Here is a 23,819-nt window from a genome sequence, read left to right as displayed (position 1 = left end):
CCGACCTCAGTAGGCGCCGTGCCCGGAGTACACGGCGCGGGCGGTCCGCGCGAGGATGAGGAAGTCTCCGAAGAGGGTCCAGTTCTCGACGTAGTAGACGTCGAGCCGCACGCTCTCCTCCCACGACAGGTCGGAACGGCCGCCCACCTGCCAGAGGCCGGTGAGACCGGGCTTGACCAGGAGCCGCCGCCGGACCGACGTCTCGTACTGCTCGACCTCGCGCTGCAGCGGCGGGCGCGGACCGACCAGGCTCATGTCGCCCCGCAGGACGTTGAAGAGCTGCGGCAGCTCGTCGAGCGAGTAGCGGCGCAGCACGCGGCCGACACGCGTGACGCGAGGGTCCTCGCGCACCTTGAACAGCGGTCCCGAGCCGTCGTCGACGTCGGCCAGCGACAGGACCTCACGGTCCGCGCCCTCGCGCATGGAGCGGAACTTGAACATCGGGAAGGTCCGGCCGTTGCGCCCGACCCGCTCCTGCCGGTACAGGACCGGTCCGCGGCTCGTGCACCGGACGGCGAGCGCCACGACGAGGAGCACGGGCAGGAGCAGCAGCACGAGCGCGGCCGCACCGATCCAGTCGGTGGCCGACTTCACGGCGAAGCGCGGGCCGGTGAACCGGGGGGCGTCGACGTGCAGCAGGGCGACGCTCTCGGCGGGAGTGATGGTGATCCGGGGGCCCGCGACGTCGGCGAGCTCGGCCGTGAGCATGAGGTCGACGCCGTACGGCTCGAGCTCCCAGCCGAGCCGGCGCACCACCTCGGCGGTGATGGCGTCCGAGCCGGAGACAGCGACCGTGTCGGCGCCGATCCGGGTCGCGACCTCGCCGGCGTGCCGCAGCTCGCCGAGCACCGGCACCCCACGGATCTCCTCGTCGGCGCCCACGGCTCCCGCCGGCACGCACACGCCGACGACCCGGTAGCCCGACTCGGACCGACCGTTGAGGTCACGGATGAGCCGTTCCGCCTGGTCGCGGTGCCCGATGGCGAGCACGGCGGTGCGCGCCAGGCCTCGGCCGCGCTGGCGGTGCAGCCACTGGCGCCACGCGTACCGGCCGGCCAGCAGCCCGCCCAGGCCGAGGGGGAAGGCGAACGCGAGGTACCCGCGCGCCTCGGGGAAACGGAGCAGGAAGGCGAGCACCGCGAGCACCGCGAACAGGCGCCACGTCGCGTCGAACACGCGCTGGTACTCGGTGGGGCCGCTGCCCATGACGCGGGGGTCGCGCGTGCGGGACGCGACGAGCGACAGGGACCAGGCGAGGCCGACGAGCAGGCTGAGCACGACGTACGGCACGCGGACGTCGGCGCGCACGGGCTCCTCGATGAACTTGTCCCAGCGGACGAAGTACGCCACGAGGACCGCGACGACGATCACGGCGGTGTCGGTGACGGCGAGTCGGCGCCGGTAGGAGACCTGCCACGAGTGGTCGTGGAACGCGGCGCGGGCGGCCCGCACGCGCGCTGCCGGCGAGGTGGTGAGCAGGGTGCGCAGCGTGCGCCGTCCGGCCACGGAGACGCTCTGGGACATCCGTCCACCTCCGGTCTGCTCAATCCCCTGCATGGCGACTCATCCTAGGGTTCGACGAAGTTTTCCAACGAGGGTTTAGCCGGGCTTTCACCCGGGTGAGAAGGTCGGCCGCGCGCGGCCGTCCGACGCCTCACGAGCGGCGTGTTCCCGCGGACACGCGGCGCGCGAGCCGGGCCAGAAGTTTGTTGGACGAGTGTCCACAAATGGTGTTCCGCGGAGCCCCGGCGGGCTACCGTCGGAGTACCCGCCGTACAGCCGGCCACCTCCGCCTGCCCCGTCGCACCGCGCGGCCCCCTGCGTCGGCACCCGTCCTCGCGTGCCGGGCGTCACGCCCTGTCGGCTGCTCACACCAGGACAGGATCGCGCACCAGGGTCCGGCGTGACAGGGCCCCCCGGGTGAAATCGACCTGTCGATACGATGACCGCGTGCCCTCGTTCGTCACGCTCCTCCTGCACCCCGACCGTCGCCGCGCCGAGCCCGAGCCGCAGCGCGTGGACCTGCGCGCCGTGATCCTCGCGGGGATGGGGCTGTGGACGGTGGCGCTCGTGGTGTGCGGCGTCCTCCTCGTGACCGGGACGGCCGGACCGCGCGGGGTCTCGACGTGCGTCGCCGGGCTGCTCCTCGGCGGCGCGGCACTGTGGTGGGAGCACCGGCACCGCGCACCCGCCGACCGCTGACCGACGGCTCCGTCCGTCAGCCGGCCCCGGCCGGCGAGTCCCACGCGGACCGCGCCAGCGCGGCGTCGACGTCGCCGCCCGCGAGCGCGTCGGTGAGCACGTCGACCAGGACGTGGCGGGCCGCGAAACGGCCCGACGCCGCCGCGAGCCCCGCGGCGAGCCCCGCCACGTCGACCGCGTGGACCCGGGCCCGCTCCCCGTCGCCCACGACCCACCACGGCACGACGACGCCCGCCACCGTCAGGCGCCCGTGCCGCCACCACGTCGACGGCAGCCCCGGGAGCGCGCGCGCCGCGCCCGCAGGCACCGGCTCCGCCGTGCCCGGGCCGTCGGGGTCGGGGCCGTCTTGCGGGGGGACGTCGACGTCGAGGAGGTCGGCGGCGTCGTCCACCAGGGACGGCGGTACCGGGACCACGGGGCGCGACGGCGCCCACCGGGGGTCGGGTGCGACCACCACGTCGCGGGCCTCCGCGACGACGGGCACCCCGGACGACCCGATCGCGGGGACCCGGTCGGGGGCGGGGTCGAGCTGCTCGCCCCGCTCGGCGAGGACCGCGAGAGCACGCCACAGGGCGAGTGCGTCCTCGGCGGGGACCCGGGAGCCGACGGGCCCGAGACCGTCCAGGAGTTCCGGCCACCGCGCGGCCTCGACGTCGCCCAGGTCCCGGACGCCGCCGAGTGCGACGAGCACGTCGTCGTCCAGGCCGTGCAGCGCGGGCGGGACGGGACGCAGGAACGGCACCCCGCCCAGCGCGAACGGCCCCCCGAGCTCCTCCGTCAGCCACCACGCGGTGTACGACGCCGCGACGCCCGCCCCGCCCGGTGCCCGCACCGGCTGCAGCAGCGCCGCCCGCGCGCCCGGGTCCGCGGCGAGGTCCGCGAGCACGCCCGGCCACGCGTCGTCGGGCACCGCGTCGAGGTCCGCGACCGCGACCACGTCCCCGACGAACACGCCCGGCCCGAGCACGTCCCCGAGGTGGGCCAGGTACGCGTCCCAGTCCGGGAGCCAGCCCTCCGGCTCGGCGCTGCGCAGGTCGGGCTCCTCGCCGGGCAGCGGGGTGAGGACGTCGTGCACGCGCAGCACCGTCGGCCCGACGGCGACCCCCACCGCCCGCAGGACCTCCTCGCCCCATCGCGCGGCCACGTCGGCGTCGACCAGGTCGAGGTCGAGCGACCGCGCCGCCCACGACCCGTCCAGGGCGAGGGACCGGGCCGGGGCCCGCTCCCCGGACGCGTCGACCAGCGGCAGCTCGCCCCACCAGAACGGGAGGGCGCCCACCGTCGCGGCGTCGACCGCACCGACCCGTGCCGCCGACCCCTCGTGCCCCGCGACGACCGCCGCCGCGAGCCCGAGCAGCCGGTCCACGCGGTCCACGACGTCCTCCCCGTCCTCGGCGTCGCGCGCCGCGGCGAGGACGTGCGCACGCACCGCAGGGTCCGCCGCCACCGTGCGCACGTCCGCGGTCCGGGCGCCCAGGCGTTCGAGCAGGGGGTGCGCGGCGCGGGAGTCCACGACGCGCAGCCCGAGGTCGGCGAGGTCCCGCGCCCCGGACCCGCCGTCGTCGAGCAGCAGCAGCCCGCGCGGGCCCCGGACCGTGCGCCCGTCCGCCAGCGGCACGGGCACCGCGCCGAGCGCGTCCACGACCCGGCGGTCGCCCGCCCACGGCGCCACCGCGTCGTACAGCGCGGCCCACCGCGCGGGCGGCCACGACGTCGGCAGCGCGTCCACGACGTCCCCGAGGTCCACCACCTGCACGCCCAGGGTCCACGCCGCACCCGCCAGCGCGGGCGGGACCGCCACCAGGTCGGAGCCCCCGAGGGCGGCGAGGAGCCGCGCGTCGGACCCGACGTCGCCCGCGAGCAGGCGGGCGCGGTCCGGTCGCAGGAGGTCCGCGCCGCCGTCGAGCGACCCGTCCTCGTCGCCGGCCGCGGACGGCAGCAACGGCGTCGTGGCGAGCGCCCGGACCGCGGCGTCGCGCACGGCCGCGTCCACGGCACCGCGCGGCAGCCCCGTGGGGACGAGCTCCAGGACGCGCGCGCCGCGCTCGGGCGCCACGGACGCCAGGAGCTCCGCGTACACCTCACCGGCGCGCCGCGCCACGTGGTCCGCGAGCGCCCCCGAGGACACGTGCCGCCGGGACGGGTCGAGCGGGAACGACGCCACGAGGAGCGCGGGGAACGACGACGGCTCCTCCGTCGGCGTCGGGGCGTGCACGACGTCGGGCGCGGCGTCAGCTGCCGTCCCGCTCCCGCGCGGCAGCGCCCACACCACCGACCACCCCGTGCGCGTGCGCTCCTCCACCGGCCGGTCGGCGAGGAGCGCGGCGTCGACCGTCCCGGACCGGCGCAGCACCGTCCAGCGGTCGGCGACGTCCGCGACGCGGCGCGTGGTCGTGTCGTCGACCACGACCTCGGCCAGGGCGGGGAGCGCGAGGAGCAGCGCGTCCCCGACGTCCGCGAGCTCGGACCGGACGGCGGCGACGGCCTCGTCGTCGCGCAGCACGGCCTCGACCACCGTGTCGTACCCGGCGGGCACGTCGGTGCGAGCCGGGAACGGCAGGCGCAGGACCGGGAGGCGGTCGCCCCGGCGTCCGACCTCGGAGGCGAGCGCCTCCTCGCCCGCGAGAACGGCGCGCGTGCGCGCGAGGGAGAACTCGACCGCCCGCTCCCCCGAGCCGATCCGGATCTCGTCGGCCACCGAGCGCAGCGCGGCGAACCCCACCCCGAAGCGACCGACGGTCGCGCCCGACGCACCGGACCCTGTCGCGGAGGCGCGCATCGCGGCCAGCGACGCCACGCCCGCCGCGTCGAGCGGCGCACCCGTGCTCGCGACCCGCAGCACCCAGGGGTCCTCGGGGCCCGACGGCGCCCGCAGCCCCAGGTGCACGCGACCCGGCACGCCGGCGCGCGTCGCGGCGTCGGCGGCGTTCTGCGCGAGCTCGACGACGACCCGCCCGCGGTACGACCCGTGGGCGTGGTCCTCCTCCGTGTTGGCGTCCTCGCGCAGCCGCGTCGGCGACGAGCGCCAGGCCTCGAGGACAGCGCGTCGCAGCGCCTCGGTCCCGAAGGGGTCCGGCGTCACGCGGAGGGCTCGTCCTCGGCGGCGGGGCGCGTCTCGGCGGAGTCGGTGGTGGCGGCGTCGGTGTCCGCGGCGGTGTCGGTGGCTGGGTCTGTGCCCGTGGCGGCGTCCGTGTCCGTGGCGGCGGAGCCCGTGGCCGCGGCCTCCAGGACGGAGACGAGCTCGACGTGCAGCTCGTCGACGAGCGGCGCCGTGTCCGGCCAGTCGCTGGGCTGCGGGTCCACGTCCGTCTCGGAGTGCGCGCCACAGCCGTGGTCGAGGCTCACGACCTTGCCGTCGTCGGGCGACCACGCGTTCGCGCACACGCCGAACACCTGGCCCAGCGCGCCCTGGAGCGGGACGAGGAAGCCGCAGGACCCGCACTCGGCGCTCGCCGCGACGGCGCCGCGCGCCGTGGGGCCGCGCGAGCCGCGGTACCACCGCTCGGCCGCCTCGTCACGACCCTGCGGGGACAGCACACGGGCGCGCGCGAGGGCGAGCTCGTCGATCGCGACGGCGTCCTGCTCCTCGTCGCCCGTCGCCACGTAGCCGGGCTCCAGGCGCGGGTCGTCGGCGCGGAACGGCAGGACGTCCCCGGGCCCGACGTCACCGGGGCGCAGCCGCTCCGACCACGGCAGCCACGCGGGCGCGAGGAGCGCGCCGTCGCCCGGCAGGAGCTCCACCTCGCACACCGTCGCGGTGCGGCCACGGGGCACGCGCGCCAGGGTGACCGTCCAGTGCCAGCCCGCGTACCCGCGCGTCGTGCACGCGAACCGGTGCGAGATGAGGCGGTCGGCCTCCGCGACGGTCCCCAGGTGCTCGCCGACGTCGGCGGGGCTCTGCGCGACCTCCTCCGCGGCGGCGCGCGCGAGGTCGGCCGCGCCGACGAGGACGGTGTCGCGCGCGGCCCGGGCGGACACGCCCTGCGCGCGCTCCGTGGCGGCTGCGACGGCACCCATGCTCAGACCTCGATCTCGTCCGCGACCGCGCGCAGCACGGCCGCGACCTTCGTCGCCTTGCTCTTCTCCGGGTAACGGCCGCGGCGCAGGCCGTTGCCGACGCCGTCGAGCTCCTTGATGAGGTCCTCGACGATCACCGCCATCTCCTCGGCCGAGCGTCGCTTCGCCTTGGCCACCGACGGGGGCGGGTCGAGGAGCGTGACGGACAGCGCCTGCGGGCCGCGACGACCGTCGGCGACGCTGAAGTCGAGCCGGGAGCCCGGCTTGGGCGCGGGTGCTCCCGCGGGGAGCGCGGAGGCGTGCAGGAAGACCTCGCCGCCGTCGTCGGCGGCGATGAAGCCGAACCCGCGCTCGGTGTCGAACCACTTGACCTTGCCGGTGGGCACGTGAACCTCGTTCGTGCTCGAAGGGACCAGGACCCCCAGGCTACCGGCCGCCCCGGCAGGTCGCCGCATCCTCCCGGCCCGGCGGCACCCGCGCCGACGTCGGCAGACCCCGCCGACGTCGGCGGACCGGACGTGCCGAGCTCGCCCGCGTCCGCCGAGCTCGGCACCGCCGCCACGCCGTCCACAGGCCGTCGTCCCGTGGCCTCCATCCACAGACCTGGACCCGCCCCGTCCCCACGGCACGGACACGCAGGCACGCTGGGCCGCGTGCTCACCCCCGACGACGACCGCATCCACCTCGCCCGCGACCACCCCGAGGAGCGGGTGCGCCACGCCTCCGCCACCGGGGAGTGGGAACGCCTCCGGCACGGCGCCTACCGTGACGCACCCCCACCGCAGCCGTCGAGGCACGCGGCAGGACGTGAGCGCCTCCTCGACACCGCCCGCGCCGTCCACCGGTCGCTACGCGCCGACCACGTGTTCAGCCACACCACCGCGGCGCTCGTCCACCGGCTCCGGCTCTGGGAGACCCCCGACCGCACCGACGTCGTGCAGTCCTACCGGCGCTCGGGATCCGCCGCGCAGGACCTCCGCCGCCACGTCGGTTCCGTCGCGCCCGCCGACCGTCGCGTCGTACGCGGCCTGCCCGTCACGTCCCTGCCCCGGACGGTGGCCGACTGCCTGCGCACGCTCCCGGCGCTCGACGGACTGGTGCTCGCCGACTCCGCCCTCGCCGCCGGGGTGCGCCGCGAGGAGGTGGCGGTGCTCCTCGACGCGGCCGGCTCGGGACGCGGTACCCGCCGCGCCCGCCACGTGCTGGCGCTCGCGGACGACGGCGCCGAGTCGGCGTGGGAGTCGTGGATGCGCTATCTCGTGCTCCGCCTCGGACTACCGCGGCCGACGACCCAGGTCCCGCTGCGCACGGAGGTCGGCGACGTCCGGGCCGACGTCGGGTGGCCGGCCTGGCGGCTGCTGCTCGAGTTCGACGGGCTCGTGAAGTACCGGACGGATCGTGGCGGGGTCGCCCCGGCGTCGGACCCCGGCTCGGTGCTCGTCGCCGAGAAGCGGCGGCAGGAGGCGATCGAACGCCTCGGGTTCCGGGTGCTGCGGTGCACCGCGTACGACGACCCCTCGGACGTCGCGCGCCGGGTCCTGCGCCGCGTCCCGCCGGAGGTGATGGCAGGGCTCCGGGTGGATCGTGCGCTGCCGCCGCTGCGCCGTCGGCAGGGCGTGTCCTGATCGGTCGGGGCCCCGGTGTGCACCGAGGTCGGCAGACCTGGACGAACTCGGCGGACCGGGAGTGCCGACCTCGCCCCGGTCCGCCGACCTCGGTGCGCCGACCTGGTGCACCGCGCACGCGTAGCATCGAACGGATGGCCACCTCCCAGACCGGACCGCGGCCCGGACGGTCCGCGACGTTCGGCGACGTGCTGCGCGCGAGCGACGACGCGCGACTCGTCGCGCTGCTGAGGCGCCGCCCGGACCTGGGCTCGCCGTCGCCGTCGACCCTCCTGTCGCTCGCCGCGCGCGCGTCGAGCCGCACGAGCCTCGAACGCGTCCTGGCGGGACTCGACGCGTTCGAGCTCCACGTGCTCGAGGCCGTGCTCGTCCTCGACCCCGTGTCCGGTCCGGTGAGCCCGGCCGACGTCGCGCACGCCCTCGGTCTTGACGGCCCGGAGGGCGTCGCCCTCGTGGGGCGCACGCTCGACGACCTCGACGCGGCGGCGCTCGTGTGGTCGCCGGAGGCGGCGGAACCGGACGCGACACAGCCGGCCGCGACACAGCCGGCCGCGAGCGCCGGACCGGCACGACGACGCCCCTCCCCCGGGCTCGCGGAGATCCTCGGCCCCTACCCGGCCGGGCTCGGCCCCGCGACGGGCGTGTCGACGCCCACGACGCCGGGCGCGGTCGTGCCGCTGCCCGACGACGCGCCGCCCGGCGCGGCCGCGATCCTCGACGCGCTCACCTGGGGGCCGCCCGTCGGGGTCGCACCGCGCTCCGACCCCGCCGCGCGCCGCGCCGTCGGCTGGCTGGTCGACCACGACTACCTGCGCCCGACGGACGACCGGCACGTCGTGCTCCCGCGCGAGGTGGGGCTCGCGCTGCGCGGCGGTCGCACCGCGCGCGAGGTCCGGACCACGCCGCCCGTGCCCGGCCTGCGCGAGGTCCCGCCGGGGACCGTCGGCGCCGAGTCCGCGTCCGCCGGGCTCGAGGCCGTCCGGCTCGTCGCACGACTCGTCACCGCCTGGCAGGAGAACCCTCCCGGCGTGCTGCGCTCCGGCGGGCTCGGCGTGCGCGACCTGCGCCGCACCGCCACGACGCTCGAGACCGACGACGCCACCGCCGCCGCGGTCGTCGAGCTCGCCGCCGCCGCGGGGCTCGTCGAGGACGACGGCGACGACCCGCCGTCGTTCACCGCGACCCCCGCGGCCGAGGACTGGCTGGACGACGACCTGGGCGACCGGTGGGCGACGCTCGCGCGCGGCTGGTGGCGGTCGCGGCGCACGCCGTGGCTCGTCGGGAGCCGGGACGAGAAGGGGGCGCTGCGCGGCGCGCTCGACCCGGAGCTGTGGCGGCCCTGGGTGCCGCGGCTGCGCGCGTCGGTGCTCGACGTGCTCGCGACGCTCCCCGGCCGGGGGCCCACGGCGGGCGACGTCGTCGAGGTGCTGCGGTGGCGCACCCCGCGCGCCGTGCCGCCCGAGCAGGCGGTCGCCGGGCTGCTGCGCGAGGCGGCGCTGCTCGGCGTGACGGGCGCGGGCGCCCTGTCCGCGCCGGGCCTCGCGCTCCTCGGCGGGTCCACGGAGGACGACCTCGCCGCGGCGTTCGAGGCGGTCCTGCCGGCCCAGGTCGACGAGATCCTCCTCCAGGGCGACCTCACCGGGATCGTCCCCGGGCGACCGTCGGGCGCGCTGGAACGGCTCGTCGAGGTGGCCGCCGACGTCGAGTCGCGCGGCGCGGCGACCACGGTCCGGTTCACCGCGGAGTCGGTCGTGCGCGCCCTCGACCACGGGCGTACCGCCGACGACCTCCTCGACGACCTCGCCGCGCACTCGCGCACCCCCGTCCCCCAACCGCTCGACTACCTCGTGCGCGACGCCGCCCGCCGCCACGGCCGAGTTCGCGTGGGCACCGCGTCGAGCTACGTCCGCGCGGAGGACCCCGCGCTGCTCGCCGGTCTCGCCGAGGCGCCCGGCCTGCGGCACCTCGGCCTCGTGCGCCTCGCCCCCACGGTCGTCGCCGCCGCCGTCCCCGCCGCCGAGCTCCAGGCCGCGCTGCGCGAGCACGGGGTCGTCTCGGCCGTCGAAGGGCCGGACGGGCGCGTGCTCGTGCCCGACGGCGGGCGGCGGCCCCGCGCGCAGGGCGGCGGCCGGGTCGTGGTCGGGCGTCGGCGGGCCCGCGCCGCGGCCGCCGGGTTCGGGCCGGGCGACCACGGTGCGGACGGCGGTGGCACGGACGGCGGCGACGCCCAGGTCGCGCGGTACGCGCTGCTCGTCGCGCGCCTGCGCGCCGCGGACCGCGACCCAGGCCGGACGGGGCGTGACGAGCGCTCCCGCAGGCCCGGACGAGGCGGAGCACCGGACGGCGCACCCGACGACGGCGCGGCGGGCGCACCCGTGAACGGGGTGCGGCGCGAGGACGGCGAGCGAGGTGCCGGGGCCGGCCGGGCGGCGTCGGGCACGCGCCGCGCCACCTCCGACGGCGGCGGAACAACCGACCCCGCGGAGGCGTTGGGGCTGCTGCGCGAGGCGATCGCCGACGGCTCGTCGGTGTGGCTCGAGGTGGTCGGACCGGCAGGTTCACCCGCCCGGCGCCTCGTGCGCCCGCTGACCCTGGACGCGGGACGGCTGCGCGCGCAGGACCCGGCGCGCGACGCCGAGCTCACGGTCGCGGTGCATCGCATCGCGTCCGTCGCCCCCGCCACCCCCGCGGCGGCACCGCACGGCAAGGAGGACGCATGACCGACGGACCCCTCATCGTGCAGAGCGACAAGTCGCTCCTGCTCGAGGTCGACCACCCGCGCGCCGACGACGCGCGCCGCGCCATCGCGCCCTTCGCCGAGCTGGAGCGCGCGCCCGAGCACGTGCACACCTACCGGCTCACGCCGCTCGGGCTGTGGAACGCGCGCGCCGCCGGCCACGACGCGGAGCAGGTCGTCAACACGCTCATCGAGTACTCGCGCTACCCCGTGCCGCACGCCCTGCTCGTCGACGTCGCCGAGACGATGTCGCGCTACGGGCGCCTCACGCTCGCGCAGCACCCCGTGCACGGCCTGGTCCTCGAGGCGACCGACCGCGCCGTGCTCGCCGAGGTGCTCAAGTCCAAGCGGACCGCCGGGCTCGTGGGCGAGCACGTCGAACCCGTCGGCGAGGGCGTCGTCGCGTGCGTCAAGGTCCACCCGTCCGAGCGCGGCCACCTCAAGCAGGTCCTCGTCAAGCTCGGGTGGCCCGCCGAGGACCTCGCCGGGTACGTCGACGGCGAGAAGCACCCCATCGCGCTCAGCCCCACGACGCCGCCGCGCGCCGAGGGCGAGGAGCCGAAGCCGTGGGAGATGCGGCCCTACCAGGCGCAGGCCGTGGACGGGTTCTGGCACGGCGGGAGCGGCGTCGTCGTCCTCCCGTGCGGCGCCGGGAAGACCATCGTCGGCGCGGGCGCGATGGCCCGGTCGAGCACCACGACCCTCATCCTCGTGACCAACACCGTCAGCGCGCGCCAGTGGCGCGACGAGCTCGTGCGCCGCACGTCGCTCACCGAGGACGAGGTCGGCGAGTACTCCGGCGCGCGCAAGGAGATCAAGCCCGTCACCATCGCGACCTACCAGGTGCTCACGACCAAGCGGAAGGGCGTCTACACGCACCTCGAGCTCCTCGACGCCCGCGACTGGGGCCTCGTCGTCTACGACGAGGTGCACCTCCTGCCCGCGCCCATCTTCCGCATGACCGCCGACCTGCAGGCGCGGCGACGCCTCGGCCTCACCGCGACCCTCGTGCGCGAGGACGGCCGCGAGGACGAGGTGTTCTCCCTCATCGGCCCCAAGCGGTACGACGCCCCGTGGAAGGACATCGAGGCGCAGGGCTACATCGCCCCCGCCGACTGCGTCGAGGTGCGCCTCACCCTGCCCGAGCCCGACCGCATGGCCTACGCCATCGCCGAACCCGAGGAGAAGTACCGCCTCGCCGCCACCGCGACCGGCAAGAACCGCGTCGTCGAGCAGATCGTCGCCCAGCACCCCGACGACCAGGTGCTCGTCATCGGCCAGTACCTCGACCAGCTCGAAGAGCTCTCGCAACACCTCGACGCGCCCCTCATCACCGGCGCGACGACGGTCCGCGAACGTCAACGCCTCTTCGACGCGTTCCGCTCCGGCGAGGTCTCCCGGCTCGTCGTGTCGAAGGTCGCGAACTTCTCCATCGACCTGCCCGAGGCGTCCGTCGCCGTCCAGGTCTCCGGGTCGTTCGGGTCCCGCCAGGAGGAGGCGCAGCGCCTCGGCCGCGTCATGCGCCCCAAGGCCGACGGCCGCACGGCGCACTTCTACGCCGTCGTCGCGCGCGACACCGTCGACCAGGACTTCGCCGCGCACCGGCAGCGGTTCCTCGCCGAGCAGGGGTACGCCTACCGCATCGTCGACGCGGAGGACCTGGGCGTCGTGCAGTGACGGGTGGGGCCCGCGACGAAGGAGCGGGCACCCGCCCGGCACGGAACGACGCCCGGGCCGACCACAAGCGCGGAGGACCTGGGCGTCGTGCAGTGACGGGTGGGCATCCCGCGAGGTAGAACCGTGGTTGCCCGAGGTAGACCCGTGGTCCCGCGAGGGAGAACCGTGGTTGCGCGAGACAGATCGCGGGAGCCCCACCTCGGGAGGCCCTGGGGCGGCTGCCTTCCAGGTGACGTCACCACGCTGCTGGGGTGCCCGACGTCGGGCAGCTCGTTGTGCGTTCTCGCTCGCGTGACCACGGTTCTCCTCGCGGGACCACGGTTCTCCTTCGCGTGACCACGGTTCTCCCTCGCACGACCACGGTTCTCCCTCGCCTCGACGACGGTTCTGCCTCGGCACCGTCCGTAGCGATTGCAGGTGCCGGGGTGCCGGGGAAGGATCGGGGCCGTGGGAGTGCTCGCGCGCGGTCTCGTCCCGTCCCGGGGTACGGGGCGCGGCAGACGGTCGCTGCGCGGCGTCGTCCCGATCCTCGCGGGTGCGGTCCTCGGCGTGTCGCTGCTGCTCGCCCCGCACGCCTCCGCGGTGACGACGCCGTCCGCGGCCTCCGTGCGCGTCGAGGCGCCGCTCGACGTCGCGGGTGAGATCACCGACCCCGAGGGCGTGCTGGGCGACGCGACGCAGGAGGTCCAGGACGCGCTGGACGCGCTGGCCGCCGACACGGACCTGCAGCTCTTCGTCGTGTACGTCCCGGGGTTCGACGGCCTGGACGGCATCGACTGGGCGAACGCGACGGCGAACGCGTCGGGGCTGGGCGTGGACGACGTGCTCCTCGCGGTCGCGACGCAGGACCGTCGGTACGGGCTGTCGTACGACACGAACGTCGCGCTGTCCGACGCGGACCTGGACCGCGTGGAGTCTGTGGTGGAGGACCACCTGCGGGCCGACGACTGGGCGGGTGCGGCGGTCGCGGCGGCGGACACGATGCGCGACGCCGCGGGCGGGGGCGGCGTGAGCGGGTTCCTCGTGCTCGTCGTCGTCGGCGTGCTGGTGCTGCTCGTCGTGCTCGTGGTCCGGGCGGTCGTGAACCGGCGCCGCCGGGCGGGCACGCCGGGGCGCGGCACCGGCGGCGCGGCCGACGCCGAGCAGGTGCCGACGGAGGAGCTGGACCGGCGGGCGAGCGCGGCGCTCGTGTCGGTCGACGACGCCCTGCGCACGTCGGAGCAGGAGCTCGGGTTCGCGCAGGCGCAGTTCGGCGTGGAGGCGACGCGCGAGTTCTCGACCGTCCTCGACGACGCGCGCCGCACCGTCGCGGAGGCGTTCGCGCTGCGGCGCCGCCTGGACGACGCCGAGCCGGAGACCGAGCCCGAGGCGCGGGCGATGCTGGCGCGCGTCGTCGAGCTGTGCGACGACGTGGCGGACCGTCTCGACGCGCAGGCCGCGGGCTTCGACGCGTTGCGCGACCTGCAGGCGGACGCCCCGCGCGTCCTCGACGAGACGGAGCGCCGCGCCGACGAGGTCGCGGCGCGGGTGCCGGCGGCGCGCGCCGCGCTGGGCACGCTCGCGCACACCTACCCGGCGTCGGCGCTGGCGTCGGTCGCGCCGAACCCGGAGCAGGCGGAGGCGCTGCTCGCGGACGCGGTGGGGGCGGTGTCGCGGGGGCGCGAGGCGCTGGCGGCGAAGGACCGCGCGGGGGCGGTCGCGTTCGCGCGGGCGGCGCAGAACGCGGTGGGTCAGGCCGTGACGCTCCTCGACGCGGTGGAGCGGGCGGGCACGGACCTCGCGGACGCGGGCGCCCGCCTGGAACGTGGCCTCGCGTCGATCCGCGCGGACGTGGCCGACGCCGCGCGCCTCGCACCGCAGGACGCGTCCGTCGCGCCCGCGCTCGACGAGGCGCGCGCGGCGGCGGACGTCGCGGCGGGGGTGCGCGACGGCGGCGACCCGTTGGCCGCGCTGCGCCGTCTCACCGACGCCGAGGCGGCGCTCGACGCCGCCCTCGCACCGTTCCGTCAGCACGCCGAGCAGGCCGCGCGGGCGAACGCGCTCCTGCGGGAGACGGTGCAACGGGTCGACGCGCAGGTCCGCGCGACGCACGACTACGTGGAGACGCGGCGGGGCGCCGTCGGGCCCGAGGCACGCACGCGCCTGGCCGAGGCGATCCGGCTGCTCGGCGAGGCACGGGCCCTGCAGCCGTCCGACCCGGCGGGTGCCCTGCACCGCGCGCAGGAGGCCGACGCGCAGGCCCAGTCCGCCGCGCGCCTCGCGCAGCAGGACGCGGAGCGCTGGGACGCCTCACGGGGCGGGACCGGCGGCGGGTCCGGCGGGTCCGGTGGCGTCGGCGGCATGGTGCTGGGCGGCATCCTGCTCGACTCGATCCTGCGCGGGGGCGGCGGACGGTCCGGAGGGTTCGGCGGCGGGAGCTTCGGCGGCGGTTTCGGCGGGGGATTCGGCGGGGGCGGGTTCGGGGGCGGGCGACCCGGCGGTCGGTCCGCGCGGTCCTCGGGCCGCCGGTCCTCGGGCGGACGGGCCTCGGGCGGACGCTCGGGGCGCGGCGGGCGCTTCTAGCGCCGCACCTGCGCGGCACCCGCGGACTCACGACTCGGGCCGGGGGTCGGACGACGGAAGAACGGCAGCATCGACCAGGGAGGCAGCATGGCGGAGAAGCAGAGCATCTTCGGGCGCATCGCCCAGCTCACGAAGGCGAACATCAACGCGCTCCTCGACAGCGCGGAGGACCCGCAGAAGATGCTGGACCAGCTCGTGCGCGACTACACGAACAACATCGCCGAGGCCGAGCAGGCCGTCGCGCAGACCATCGGGAACCTGCGCCTCGCCGAGCAGGACCACAACGAGGACGTCGCCGCCGTGCAGGAGTGGGGCCAGAAGGCCGCCGCCGCGTCCGCGCAGGCGGACCGCTACCGCGCGGCCGGCGACACGGCGAACGCGGAGAAGTTCGACGCCCTCGCCAAGGTGGCGCTGGGGCGGCAGATCACCGCGGAGGGCGAGGTGCGCCAGGCCGAGCCGCTCATCGCGTCGCAGCGGGAGACGGTCGAGAAGCTCAAGACCGGTCTCGCGACGATGAAGGACAAGCTCGCCGACCTGCGGTCCCGGCGAGACTCGCTCGTCGCCCGGCAGAAGAGCGCGCAGGCGCAGCAGACCGTGCAGGGCGCGCTCGGCTCCATCAACGTGCTCGACCCGACGAGCGAGCTGTCCCGCTACGAGGAGATGGTGCGGCGCGAGGAGGCGCTCGCCCTGGGCCAGGCCGAGGTCGCGGCGTCGAGCATCGACGCGCAGTTCGCCGAGCTGGAGCAGTCGGGCGAGTCGGTGGAGATCGAGGCGCGGCTCGCCGCGCTCAAGCAGGGCTCGGCGCCCGCGCCGCAGGTCTCCCCCACGCAGGTCACCCCGCAGATCGGGACGGGCACGCAGGACGCACCCCCGTCGGACTGGTGACCGCGAGCGCCCGGCACGCGGGGACGGGTCAGGCGGGGACGGCCCGCTGCCCGACGGCGGAGCGCACCTCGGCGAGGAACGCGAGCGCGAGGCGGTGGCCGCCGTCGGCGATCGCGTCGGCGTGCGGGTCCAGCCCGGCGAGCACGGCCGCGGTGTCGACGTCGTCGTAGCGGTCGCACCAGCCGGCAAGGCCTGCCCAGGACGCCTCGGGGTGGAACTGGACGCCGACGGCCGACCCGAGGCGGAACGCCTGGTACGGGTACATGTTCGACGACGCGAGCCACACCGCCGTGGCCGGCAGTTCGACGATCGCGTCGGCGTGCGCGCTCACCACGTGCTCCACGGGCGCGTCGCCGCTCGCGAGGGCGCCGAGCAGCGGGTCGTCCGCCGCCTCGTGCCGCCAGAAGAGCCGCGTCGCGCCCACCTCCCGGCCGGGCGGGGCACCGACCTCGACACGACCGCCGCCCGCGACGGCGAGGAGCTGGGCGCCGAGGCAGATCCCGAGCGTCGGCACGCCGGACCCGGCGGCGGCGAGCAGGAGGTCGCGCAGGGCGGGCAGCCAGGGTGCGCGCGCGTCGTCGTGCGCGGACACGTGCCCGCCGAGCACGAGGAGGCCGTCGCCGACCTCGTCGAGCGTGGGGACGGGCTCGCCGTCGTACGCCCGCACGACCCGCAGGTCCGCGCGCAGGTGCTCGGCGAAGGTGTCGAGGGTGACGTCCGGCGAGCTCTGGACGACGGTGACGCGCGCGTCGGGCGCGGCGATCGGGGCCGCGGTGCGGACGCTCTCTGCGGTGGTGTCGAACGTGGTCACGAAGGACGACCGTACCCAGTGGCCCCCGGTACGGCGCAAACCGCGACCTCGGAGCACCGGCGCGGAACGGGACCGGCGGACCACCCATCCGGTGCCGCAAGGGCGTCGAACCCCCTGCACGGCCGCGAACGTCGCGGCCCGGAAGGGAGCACGACCTATGCGCACCCGAGCACGCACCGCACTGAGCGTCCCCGCACTCTCGCTCGCCGCAGCCCTGGCCGTGGCGGCACCGGCGTCCGCCGCCGACACCACGCAGGGCGAGCTCACGCCCGTCCCGCTCAACGGCGTCGACGGTGGCGGCACCGCCATGGTGTGGATCGACGGCACGACGCTGAACGTCGAGGTCGAGGCGACGGGCCTGCTGCCGGACAGCCCGCACGCCGCGCACATCCACTTCGCACCGGACGCCCGTCACGAGTGCCCGGCGGCGAGCGACGACGCCGACGGCAGCGGGACGCTCACGACGAGCGAGGGCGTCCCCGCCTACGGGTCCGTCCAGGTGTCGCTCACGACCGAGGGCGACACGTCGGCCGACTCGGCCCTCGCCGTCGACCGCTTCGACACCGCGCCCGACGGCGCGCTGATGTACGAGCGCGGTTCGATCGAGGTCTCGCAGGAGGTCGCCGACGCGGTCGCCGGCGGGCAGGCCGCGGTCGTGCTGCACGGCGTCGACCACGACGGCAGCGGCGCCTACGACGGCGACACCGTGTCCGACCTCGACCCGTCGCTGCCCGCCGAGGCCACCGACCCGGCCCTCTGCGGGATCATGACGGTCTCGCAGATGTCCGAGATGCCGCAGGGCGGCGTCCAGACCGGCTCCGGCTCGACGGCCGGCGTCGAGAACGCGGGTCTGCTCGCCGGCGGGGCGGCGGCGCTCCTCGCGGGCGGCGCCCTCCTGCTGACCCGTCGTCGCGCGGCGGCGCAGGACTGATGAGCCACGACGTCCGGCGCGGCGTCGTCCCCGCCGTCGCCGTCGCGCTCCTCCTCGGTGGGGGCGCGGCGGTGGCGGTCGGGGTCGCCGGCCAGGAGCCCGCGCCGCCGCAGGTGCGGACGACGTCCGGCGCCGCGCCCACCCCCGACCCCTCGACCCCTCCGCCGGACCGCGGGGACGGGGCGGCCGCGCCCGTGCGCCCCGGGCCGACGCCGACCGCACCGGCCGAGCAGCCGCCGCCCACGCGCGTGCGCGTCCCCGCGATCGGCGTCGACTCCGCGCTCGTCACGCTCGGGCTGCAGGACGACGGCACGATGGCGGTCCCGCAGGGCGAGGACGTGGACCGTGCCGCGTGGTTCGACGGCTCGCCGCGGCCGGGTGCCGACGGCCCGGCCGTCATCGAGGGCCACGTGGACACCGAGAACGGGCCGTCGGTCTTCCACGACCTCGCACGCCTCTCCCCCGGCGACGAGGTGACGGTCGACCGCGCCGACGGGTCGTCGGTGACGTTCGTCGTCGAGACGGTCGAGCAGTTCCGCAAGGACGAGTTCCCCACCGCCACCGTGTACGGGAACACGCCGGGACCGGAGCTGCGCCTCATCACGTGCGGGGGGACGGTGGACCCGGCGACCGGCCACTACACCGACAACACGGTCATCTCGGCCCGTCTGGCCTGACGGCCACGGCTAGGCTGGCGCCATGTCCGACTCCCAGAGCGCCGCCGCCCTGACGCCCCCGCGGCGCACGTACCTCGTCGTCGACGGGGAGAACATCGACGCGACGCTCGGCATGAACGTCCTCGGTCACCGGCCCGCGCCGGAGGAACGGCCGCGCTGGGACCGGATCGTCGACTTCGCCCGCCAGGCGTGGGGCCAGGACGTCACGCCGCTGTTCTTCCTCAACGCGTCGTCGGGGCAGATGCCGATGTCGTTCGTGCAGGCGCTGCTCGCGATGGGGTACCGGCCCATCCCGCTGTCCGGGTCGGGCAGCGAGAAGGTCGTGGACATCGGCATCCAGCGCACGCTCGACGCGCTGCGGGACCGCCCGGGCGACGTGCTCCTCGCGAGCCACGACGGCGACTTCCTCCCGCAGGTGGAGACGCTGCTCGGTGACGCCGACCGCCGGGTGGGCGTGCTCGCGTTCCGCGAGTTCGTCAACGTGCGGCTGTCGGAGCTGACGACGCGCGGCCTGGAGATCTTCGACCTGGAGGACCACGCGGGCGCGTTCACGGCGGTCCTGCCGCGCGTGCGGATCATCCCGCTCGACGAGTTCGACCCGCTGCGCTACCTCTGACCTCCCTGGGTGCGGGGGATCCGTCGTCCGGAGCGCCTCGCGACGACGAATCCCCCGCACCCACGGTCAGGCGTGCAGCTCGCGGTACAGGGGCGTGGGGAACGACGCCGTCGTCCCGTCGCCGCCGAGGAGACCCGCGATGCGCGCGGCCTCCGCGGCGACCGCGGCCTCGGCGTCCGCCCCGACGTCCTCCAGGAGGCGGTACGCGGGCTCGCCGCCGCGCCGCACGGTCCAGGCGCCGACGATCCTCCCCTGCCACCAGACCGTCGCCCCGGCGTTGCCGATGGTGTCGAAGACCTGTCCACGGTGCGGTCCCAGGTACCAGTCGCGCGCGGTCCAGCCCATCGTCGTCGGGTCGAGCGACGGCAGGAGGGCGAGGTGCTCGTCCACCGCGACGTCCTGCGCGCCGGGCAGGTCGGTCCCGCGCAGCATCACCCCGGGCAGCGGGGCCGGGTCGTCGGGCGGCCCCGTCTCCACCTCGACGTCCTGCAGGTCGAGCGCCGCGAGCGCCGCGCGCGTGTCCCGCAGGTTCCAGCCCGTCCACCACTGCAGGTCCTTCTCGGTCGCCGGCCCGAACACGGCGAGCCAGGCCCGCGCGAGGTCGGCGCGCGCCGTCGGCTCGTCGAGCTCGGGGACGCCGCCGGGGAACCAGTCCGACATCGGGGCCCACTCGTGCCGGTTGGACGACCACGAGCCGCGCGGCTCCCCGCGCACGACGACCCCCTCCGCGGAGAGCATCGACAGGAGCTGGCTCGTCGCGGTGCGCCGCACGTCCCACGACTTGTCCGTCGTGGGCAGGAACGCCGTCCGCAGCAGCGGGGCCGCCCGGGACAGGCTCGCGCCGTCGAGCGGCCCGTGCTCGGCGAGGGCCGCGTGCACCTGCCGCTCCGCCTCCGCGAGGAACGCCTCGGCGTCGTCGACGGGCGGGTCCGTCGGCAGGGTCGCGAGCTCCTTGAGCAGGCGTACCCGCAGCCGGCGCCCGACGGCGGCCCCCGCCGCCGCGTGCACCACCGGCACCACCTCGCGGCGCACGACGAACATCGTGCGGCGCATCGCGAGCACCTTGACGAGGGTGCGCCGCCCGAAGAGCGCGTCGCGCACGTCGTCGAGCACGAGGCCGGGGGCACGGGCGAGCACGGAGAGGTAGACGCTCGGGGCGTCGGTGGCGTGGAGCGCGAGCAGGCGGTCCACGACGTCCTCGGCGGTCCGCGCGGCGGGCAGGCCCGGGTGGTCGACGGCGAGGGCGAGCTGGTGCGCGACGAGCCGGCGACGGCGCTGGGCGACGGTGATCCGCATGGACCGATCCTGCCCCGTGCCGCCCACGGCCGGTGGAGCAGGCTCCCAGGCGGCTCCCAGTCGTCGCGCGCACACTGGGAGCATGAGCACCCCCGAGGCACGCCTCGTCGTCGTGGACGACGAGCCGAACATCCGCGAGCTCCTCGCGACCTCCCTGCGCTTCGCCGGGTTCGAGGTCCACGCCGCGGCGGACGGCCAGGGGGCGCTGCGGCTCGTGCGCGACGTCGAGCCCGACCTCGTGGTGCTGGACGTCATGCTCCCCGACATGGACGGGTTCACGGTGACGCGCCGCCTGCGCGAGAAGGGCCAGCACACCCCCGTCGTGTTCCTCACCGCGAAGGACGACACGCGGGACAAGATCACCGGGCTGACCGTGGGCGGCGACGACTACGTGACCAAGCCGTTCAGCCTCGAGGAGGTCGTCGCGCGCATCCGCGCCGTGCTGCGCCGCACGCACGCCGAGCCGGTCGACGACGCCGTGCTGCGCTTCGCCGACCTGGAGCTCGACGAGGACTCGCACGAGGTGCGCCGCGCGGGCCAGGACGTCGACCTCTCGCCGACCGAGTTCAAGCTCCTGCGGTACCTCATGCTCAACGCCGGGCGCGTGCTGTCCAAGGCGCAGATCCTCGACCACGTGTGGCAGTACGACTGGGGCGGCGACGCGAACATCGTCGAGTCGTACATCTCCTACCTGCGCCGCAAGATCGACAACCTCACCGTCCCCGGTCCGGACGGCGCGCCCGTCGCGCTGCCGCCGCTCATCCACACCAAGCGCGGCGTCGGGTACCTGCTGCGGCAGCCGCCCGGCGCGGCCTCGGCGTGACGGGCCCGACGACGCCCCGCCCCTTCGGGCGGCCCGTCCCCACCGAGGGGTGGAGCTGGTTCGCGCGGGTGCCGCTGCGTGCGCGGCTCGTCGCGATCATCGTCCTGCTCCTCGCGGCGGGCCTCGGCATCGCCGCCCTCGCGACGACGACGGTCGTGTCGGGGTACCTCGTCGACCAGGTGGACGGCCAGCTCGAACGGTCGGCGAGCACGGTCGCGCGGTCGACGATCCGCCCGGAGACCCCGCGCAGCGCGCTGCCGAGCGACTACTACGTGCTCGCGCGGGACCTGCAGGGCGGCGAGAGCCCCCTGAGCTGGCCCTCGACGGTCCGGCTCTACGGCGAGCCCGACATCCCCGCGCTGTCCGACCAGGAGATCGAGCGCCTCGACGGCCAGCCCTTCACCGTGTCCTCCACGGGCGGGACCGACCCGGCGCAGTGGCGCGTCGTGTCACGGTTCGTCCTCCTGGACGACGAGGTCGTGGGCACCGTGTTCGTCGCCCTGCCGCTCACCGGCATCCACGAGACGGTCAAGGTCCTCGGTCGCACGCTCGCGCTCTCCGCGCTGGGGATCGCGCTGATCGGCGGTGCGGTCGCCTACCTCGCGGTGCAGCGCGCGCTGCGGCCCCTGCGGGAGATCGAGGAGACGGCGGCGGACATCGCCGCGGGCGACCTCGCGCGCCGCGTGCGCCCCGCACCCCCGACGACGGAGGTCGGGTCGCTCGCCGGGTCGCTCAACGCGATGCTCACGCAGATCGAGGAGGCGTTCGCGGCGCAGGAGGCGTCGGAGGCGCGGATGCGGACGTTCGTCTCGGACGCGAGCCACGAGCTGCGGACCCCGCTCGCGACGATCCGCGGCTATGGCGAGCTGTACCGGATGGGGGCGCTCGACACGCCCGACAAGGTCGAGGACACGATGGGCCGCATCGAGGACTCGGCCACGCGCATGGGCACGCTCGTCAACGACCTGCTCGCGCTCGCCCGGCTCGACGAGGGCCGACCGCTGCGCCGCGAGCCCGTCGACCTGGCGGCGCTGGTGCGCGACTCGGCGCAGGACCTGCACGCGCTGGACCCGACGCGCGAGGTGCGGGTGGTCGGTCTGGCAGCGGGCGCCCCGGTCCCGGACGCCGTGCGCGTCGTCGGGGACGAGGACCGCCTGCGCCAGGTCCTCGCGAACCTCATCGGCAACGTCGCACGCCACACGCCGAGCGGCACCGCGGCGGAGATCGCCCTGGGAACGGTGGCGGCACCGCCGCTCCCCGACCCGGCGACGGGAACGGGGACGGGAACGGGCCGCCCCGGGCCGGCACCGACCGCGGTGCTCGAGGTGCGCGACCACGGTCCGGGGATCCCCGCCGGCCAGGAGGGGCGCGTGTTCGAGCGCTTCTACCGCGCGGACTCGTCCCGCAACCGGGCGTCCGGGGGGTCGGGTCTCGGGCTCGCCATCGTCGCCGCGATCGTCGGCGCCCACCGCGGTCACGTGTCCGTCCGCGCGACCGAGGGCGGCGGGCTGACGGTCCGGCTGGAGCTCCCCCTGGCCGACTGAGGCCCGTGCCGACCTGCGAGTCGCCCGTTCGCGACCGTTCCGTGACTCTTCTGTGACGGAACAGCGACCTGCGTCCGGCTACGATGGCGCGGCGTCGTGGGCGGACCGTCCTAGGCTGGAGCAGAGGGACCGGCCGCCTGACGACGCCGGACCTCCCGGCCGGGAGCACCGGCCGGCCACCCCCACGTCGTCGAAGAAGGCTGAGTTCATGGGCGTCACAAGCGTCGACGCACCGCAGTGGTTCCTCTCCTCGTTCGTCCGCAGCGTCCGCGGCGCCGGGGCGACCGCCCCGGACGACGAGATCCGCGCCGTCGGGCAGGCCCTGCTCGACCGGTGGGACAAGCCGGGACGCCACTTCCACAACCTGCGCCACCTCGCGGACGTCCTGGGACGGGTCGACGAGCTCTGGCAGGAGACCCACGACCCGGACCTCGTCCGGCTCGCCGCGTGGTACCACGGCGCCGTCTTCGACGCGAAGGGCCGTGCCACGTACGCGAACAAGGGCGGCGAGGACGAGACGGCGAGCGCCGCGCTCGCCCTCGACGAGCTCGCCCGTCTCGGCGTGCCCGCCGACGCGGCGCGCCGGGTCGCCCACCTCGTCAACGCGCTCGTGCGCCACGCGCCCGACCCGACGGACTTCGACTGCGCGGTCCTGTGCGACGCGGACCTCGCGATGCTCGCGGCCGAGCCCCAGCGGTACAAGGAGTACCTCAAGGACGTGCGCGACGAGTACGCGCACATCCCGACCGCGGACTACGTGCGCGCCCGCATCGCGATCCTCACGAAGCTCCTCGACCGGCGCTCGCTCTTCTCGAGCCCGCTGGGCGCGGCGTGGGAGGAGCCGGCGCGGCAGAACCTCGACGCGGAGCTCCAGCGCCTGCGCAAGGAGCAGATCAAGCTGGCGCAGGCGTCCTCGCCGTCCACAACCACACCGAGCGTGCACACCGCCTGAGCGTCGTCCACAGGGACGACCCGGGCACGGGTCGTCGGGCGCACGCCTGTCCTAGCCTCGTCCGCACGCACCCCGGTGGGTGCCCCGGCGGCACCGCGTCGCCCGCGCACCGGGCACGGAGGAGGACGAGATGAGCAGGTACGAGGTCGACAGCGCACGGGTCGCGCAGGCCGGAGCGGCCGTGAACGGTTCGGTCACGGTGATCCGCACCGAGGTCGCCGCGATGATGCGCCACCTCACCGACCTCCAGGCGTCCTGGCGGGGCGGCGCGGCCACGGCGTTCACGGGCGTCATGACGCAGTGGCAGGCGACGCAGGTCCAGGTCGAGGCGGCGCTCGACGCCGTCACCGCGGCGCTCGGGTCCGCCGCGCAGACCTACGCCGACGCCGAGGCCCAGGCGTCCCGCCTGTTCGTCACGCGCTGAGCGCACCGAGGCCGCGCGGGCGGCGGAGCGCCACGGCTCC

The 23,819-nt window shown here is 76.3% G+C and carries 19 protein-coding genes; 13 read left to right on the top strand and 6 right to left on the bottom strand.

All coding sequences use genetic code 11. The features are described 5' to 3' along the window. Positions 1-6: 6 nt before the first annotated feature. Complete coding sequence (locus tag LGQ04_RS10320) at positions 7-1,524, bottom strand: sugar transferase (protein ID WP_229243618.1); 1,518 nt, start codon at positions 1,522-1,524, stop codon at positions 7-9. Positions 1,525-1,950: 426 nt separating this feature from the next. Here LGQ04_RS10320 and LGQ04_RS10315 point away from each other — a divergent pair, with 426 nt between their 5' ends. After that, on the top strand, positions 1,951-2,202 hold the full coding sequence (locus LGQ04_RS10315; protein ID WP_229243617.1) for a DUF2530 domain-containing protein: 252 nt from the start codon (positions 1,951-1,953) through the stop codon (positions 2,200-2,202). A gap of 16 nt (positions 2,203-2,218) precedes the next feature. On the opposite strand, the gene LGQ04_RS10310 is transcribed toward LGQ04_RS10315, so the two are convergent. Genes LGQ04_RS10310 through LGQ04_RS10300 form a run of 3 tightly spaced genes read right to left on the bottom strand, consistent with a single transcriptional unit; the run spans position 2,219 to position 6,605 of the window. Next, positions 2,219-5,284, bottom strand: coding sequence for a sacsin N-terminal ATP-binding-like domain-containing protein (locus tag LGQ04_RS10310; RefSeq protein ID WP_229243616.1), 3,066 nt, complete (start codon positions 5,282-5,284; stop codon positions 2,219-2,221). After that, on the bottom strand, positions 5,281-6,219 hold the full coding sequence (locus LGQ04_RS10305; RefSeq protein WP_229243615.1) for a DUF3027 domain-containing protein: 939 nt from the start codon (positions 6,217-6,219) through the stop codon (positions 5,281-5,283). Before LGQ04_RS10305 ends, LGQ04_RS10310 begins: the two co-directional genes overlap by 4 nt. 2 nt (positions 6,220-6,221) lie before the next feature. After that, complete coding sequence (locus LGQ04_RS10300) at positions 6,222-6,605, bottom strand: cold-shock protein (RefSeq protein ID WP_229243614.1); 384 nt, start codon at positions 6,603-6,605, stop codon at positions 6,222-6,224. Positions 6,606-6,872: 267 nt separating this feature from the next. On the opposite strand from LGQ04_RS10300, the gene LGQ04_RS10295 reads away from it, so the two are divergent. From LGQ04_RS10295 to LGQ04_RS10275, 5 genes are all read left to right on the top strand, one after another. Further along, the gene (locus LGQ04_RS10295) at positions 6,873-7,844 is read left to right on the top strand and encodes a hypothetical protein (protein ID WP_229243613.1); all 972 of its coding nucleotides are present in this window, start codon (positions 6,873-6,875) and stop codon (positions 7,842-7,844) included. A gap of 134 nt (positions 7,845-7,978) precedes the next feature. Next, on the top strand, positions 7,979-10,564 hold the full coding sequence (locus LGQ04_RS10290; RefSeq protein WP_229243612.1) for a helicase-associated domain-containing protein: 2,586 nt from the start codon (positions 7,979-7,981) through the stop codon (positions 10,562-10,564). Further along, complete coding sequence (locus tag LGQ04_RS10285) at positions 10,561-12,258, top strand: DNA repair helicase XPB (protein WP_229243611.1); 1,698 nt, start codon at positions 10,561-10,563, stop codon at positions 12,256-12,258. The genes LGQ04_RS10290 and LGQ04_RS10285 overlap by 4 nt, the downstream gene beginning before the upstream one ends. 447 nt (positions 12,259-12,705) lie before the next feature. Further along, complete coding sequence (locus tag LGQ04_RS17435) at positions 12,706-14,820, top strand: TPM domain-containing protein (RefSeq protein ID WP_308016391.1); 2,115 nt, start codon at positions 12,706-12,708, stop codon at positions 14,818-14,820. An 87-nt stretch (positions 14,821-14,907) separates the two neighbouring features. Continuing rightward, positions 14,908-15,705, top strand: a complete 798-nt coding sequence (locus LGQ04_RS10275; RefSeq protein ID WP_229243610.1) for a PspA/IM30 family protein — start codon at positions 14,908-14,910, stop codon at positions 15,703-15,705. 28 nt (positions 15,706-15,733) lie between these two features. Here LGQ04_RS10275 and LGQ04_RS10270 read toward each other — a convergent pair whose 3' ends face one another. After that, complete coding sequence (locus tag LGQ04_RS10270; RefSeq protein WP_229243609.1) at positions 15,734-16,516, bottom strand: type 1 glutamine amidotransferase; 783 nt, start codon at positions 16,514-16,516, stop codon at positions 15,734-15,736. A gap of 157 nt (positions 16,517-16,673) precedes the next feature. Here LGQ04_RS10270 and LGQ04_RS10265 point away from each other — a divergent pair, with 157 nt between their 5' ends. From LGQ04_RS10265 to LGQ04_RS10255, 3 genes are read left to right on the top strand one after another with little or no spacing between them, the layout of a single operon-like run. Then, positions 16,674-17,447 carry a GVDTG sorting domain-containing protein gene (locus tag LGQ04_RS10265; protein WP_229243608.1) on the top strand — a complete coding sequence of 258 codons (774 nt, stop codon included), beginning with the start codon at positions 16,674-16,676 and terminating at the stop codon, positions 17,445-17,447. Beyond that, positions 17,447-18,124 (top strand): class F sortase, encoded by a 678-nt coding sequence (locus LGQ04_RS10260; protein WP_229243607.1) that lies wholly within the window; start codon positions 17,447-17,449, stop codon positions 18,122-18,124. Before LGQ04_RS10265 ends, LGQ04_RS10260 begins: the two co-directional genes overlap by 1 nt. A gap of 22 nt (positions 18,125-18,146) precedes the next feature. Further along, positions 18,147-18,740: an NYN domain-containing protein gene (locus LGQ04_RS10255; RefSeq protein WP_229243606.1), complete on the top strand. Its 594-nt coding sequence runs from the start codon at positions 18,147-18,149 to the stop codon at positions 18,738-18,740. Positions 18,741-18,806: 66 nt separating this feature from the next. Here LGQ04_RS10255 and LGQ04_RS10250 read toward each other — a convergent pair whose 3' ends face one another. After that, positions 18,807-20,036, bottom strand: a complete 1,230-nt coding sequence (locus tag LGQ04_RS10250; RefSeq protein ID WP_229243605.1) for a winged helix DNA-binding domain-containing protein — start codon at positions 20,034-20,036, stop codon at positions 18,807-18,809. Positions 20,037-20,118: 82 nt separating this feature from the next. Between LGQ04_RS10250 and LGQ04_RS10245 the strand changes: the two genes are divergently transcribed. The 4 genes from LGQ04_RS10245 to LGQ04_RS10230 all read left to right on the top strand — a co-directional run bounded on the left by LGQ04_RS10245 (position 20,119) and on the right by LGQ04_RS10230 (position 23,779). Next, positions 20,119-20,859, top strand: a complete 741-nt coding sequence (locus LGQ04_RS10245; RefSeq protein ID WP_229243604.1) for a response regulator transcription factor — start codon at positions 20,119-20,121, stop codon at positions 20,857-20,859. Then, positions 20,856-22,403 (top strand): sensor histidine kinase, encoded by a 1,548-nt coding sequence (locus tag LGQ04_RS10240; protein WP_229243603.1) that lies wholly within the window; start codon positions 20,856-20,858, stop codon positions 22,401-22,403. Before LGQ04_RS10245 ends, LGQ04_RS10240 begins: the two co-directional genes overlap by 4 nt. Before the next feature lie 208 nt (positions 22,404-22,611). Next, complete coding sequence (locus LGQ04_RS10235) at positions 22,612-23,355, top strand: HD domain-containing protein (RefSeq protein WP_229243602.1); 744 nt, start codon at positions 22,612-22,614, stop codon at positions 23,353-23,355. A 130-nt stretch (positions 23,356-23,485) separates the two neighbouring features. Next, positions 23,486-23,779 (top strand): WXG100 family type VII secretion target, encoded by a 294-nt coding sequence (locus LGQ04_RS10230; RefSeq protein ID WP_229243601.1) that lies wholly within the window; start codon positions 23,486-23,488, stop codon positions 23,777-23,779. Positions 23,780-23,819: the final 40 nt, after the last annotated feature.

The sequence above is a fragment of the Cellulosimicrobium marinum genome (assembly GCF_020551945.1).
Taxonomy (GTDB): domain Bacteria; phylum Actinomycetota; class Actinomycetes; order Actinomycetales; family Cellulomonadaceae; genus Cellulosimicrobium; species Cellulosimicrobium marinum.
This window is presented reverse-complemented; position numbering and strand designations above follow the sequence as displayed.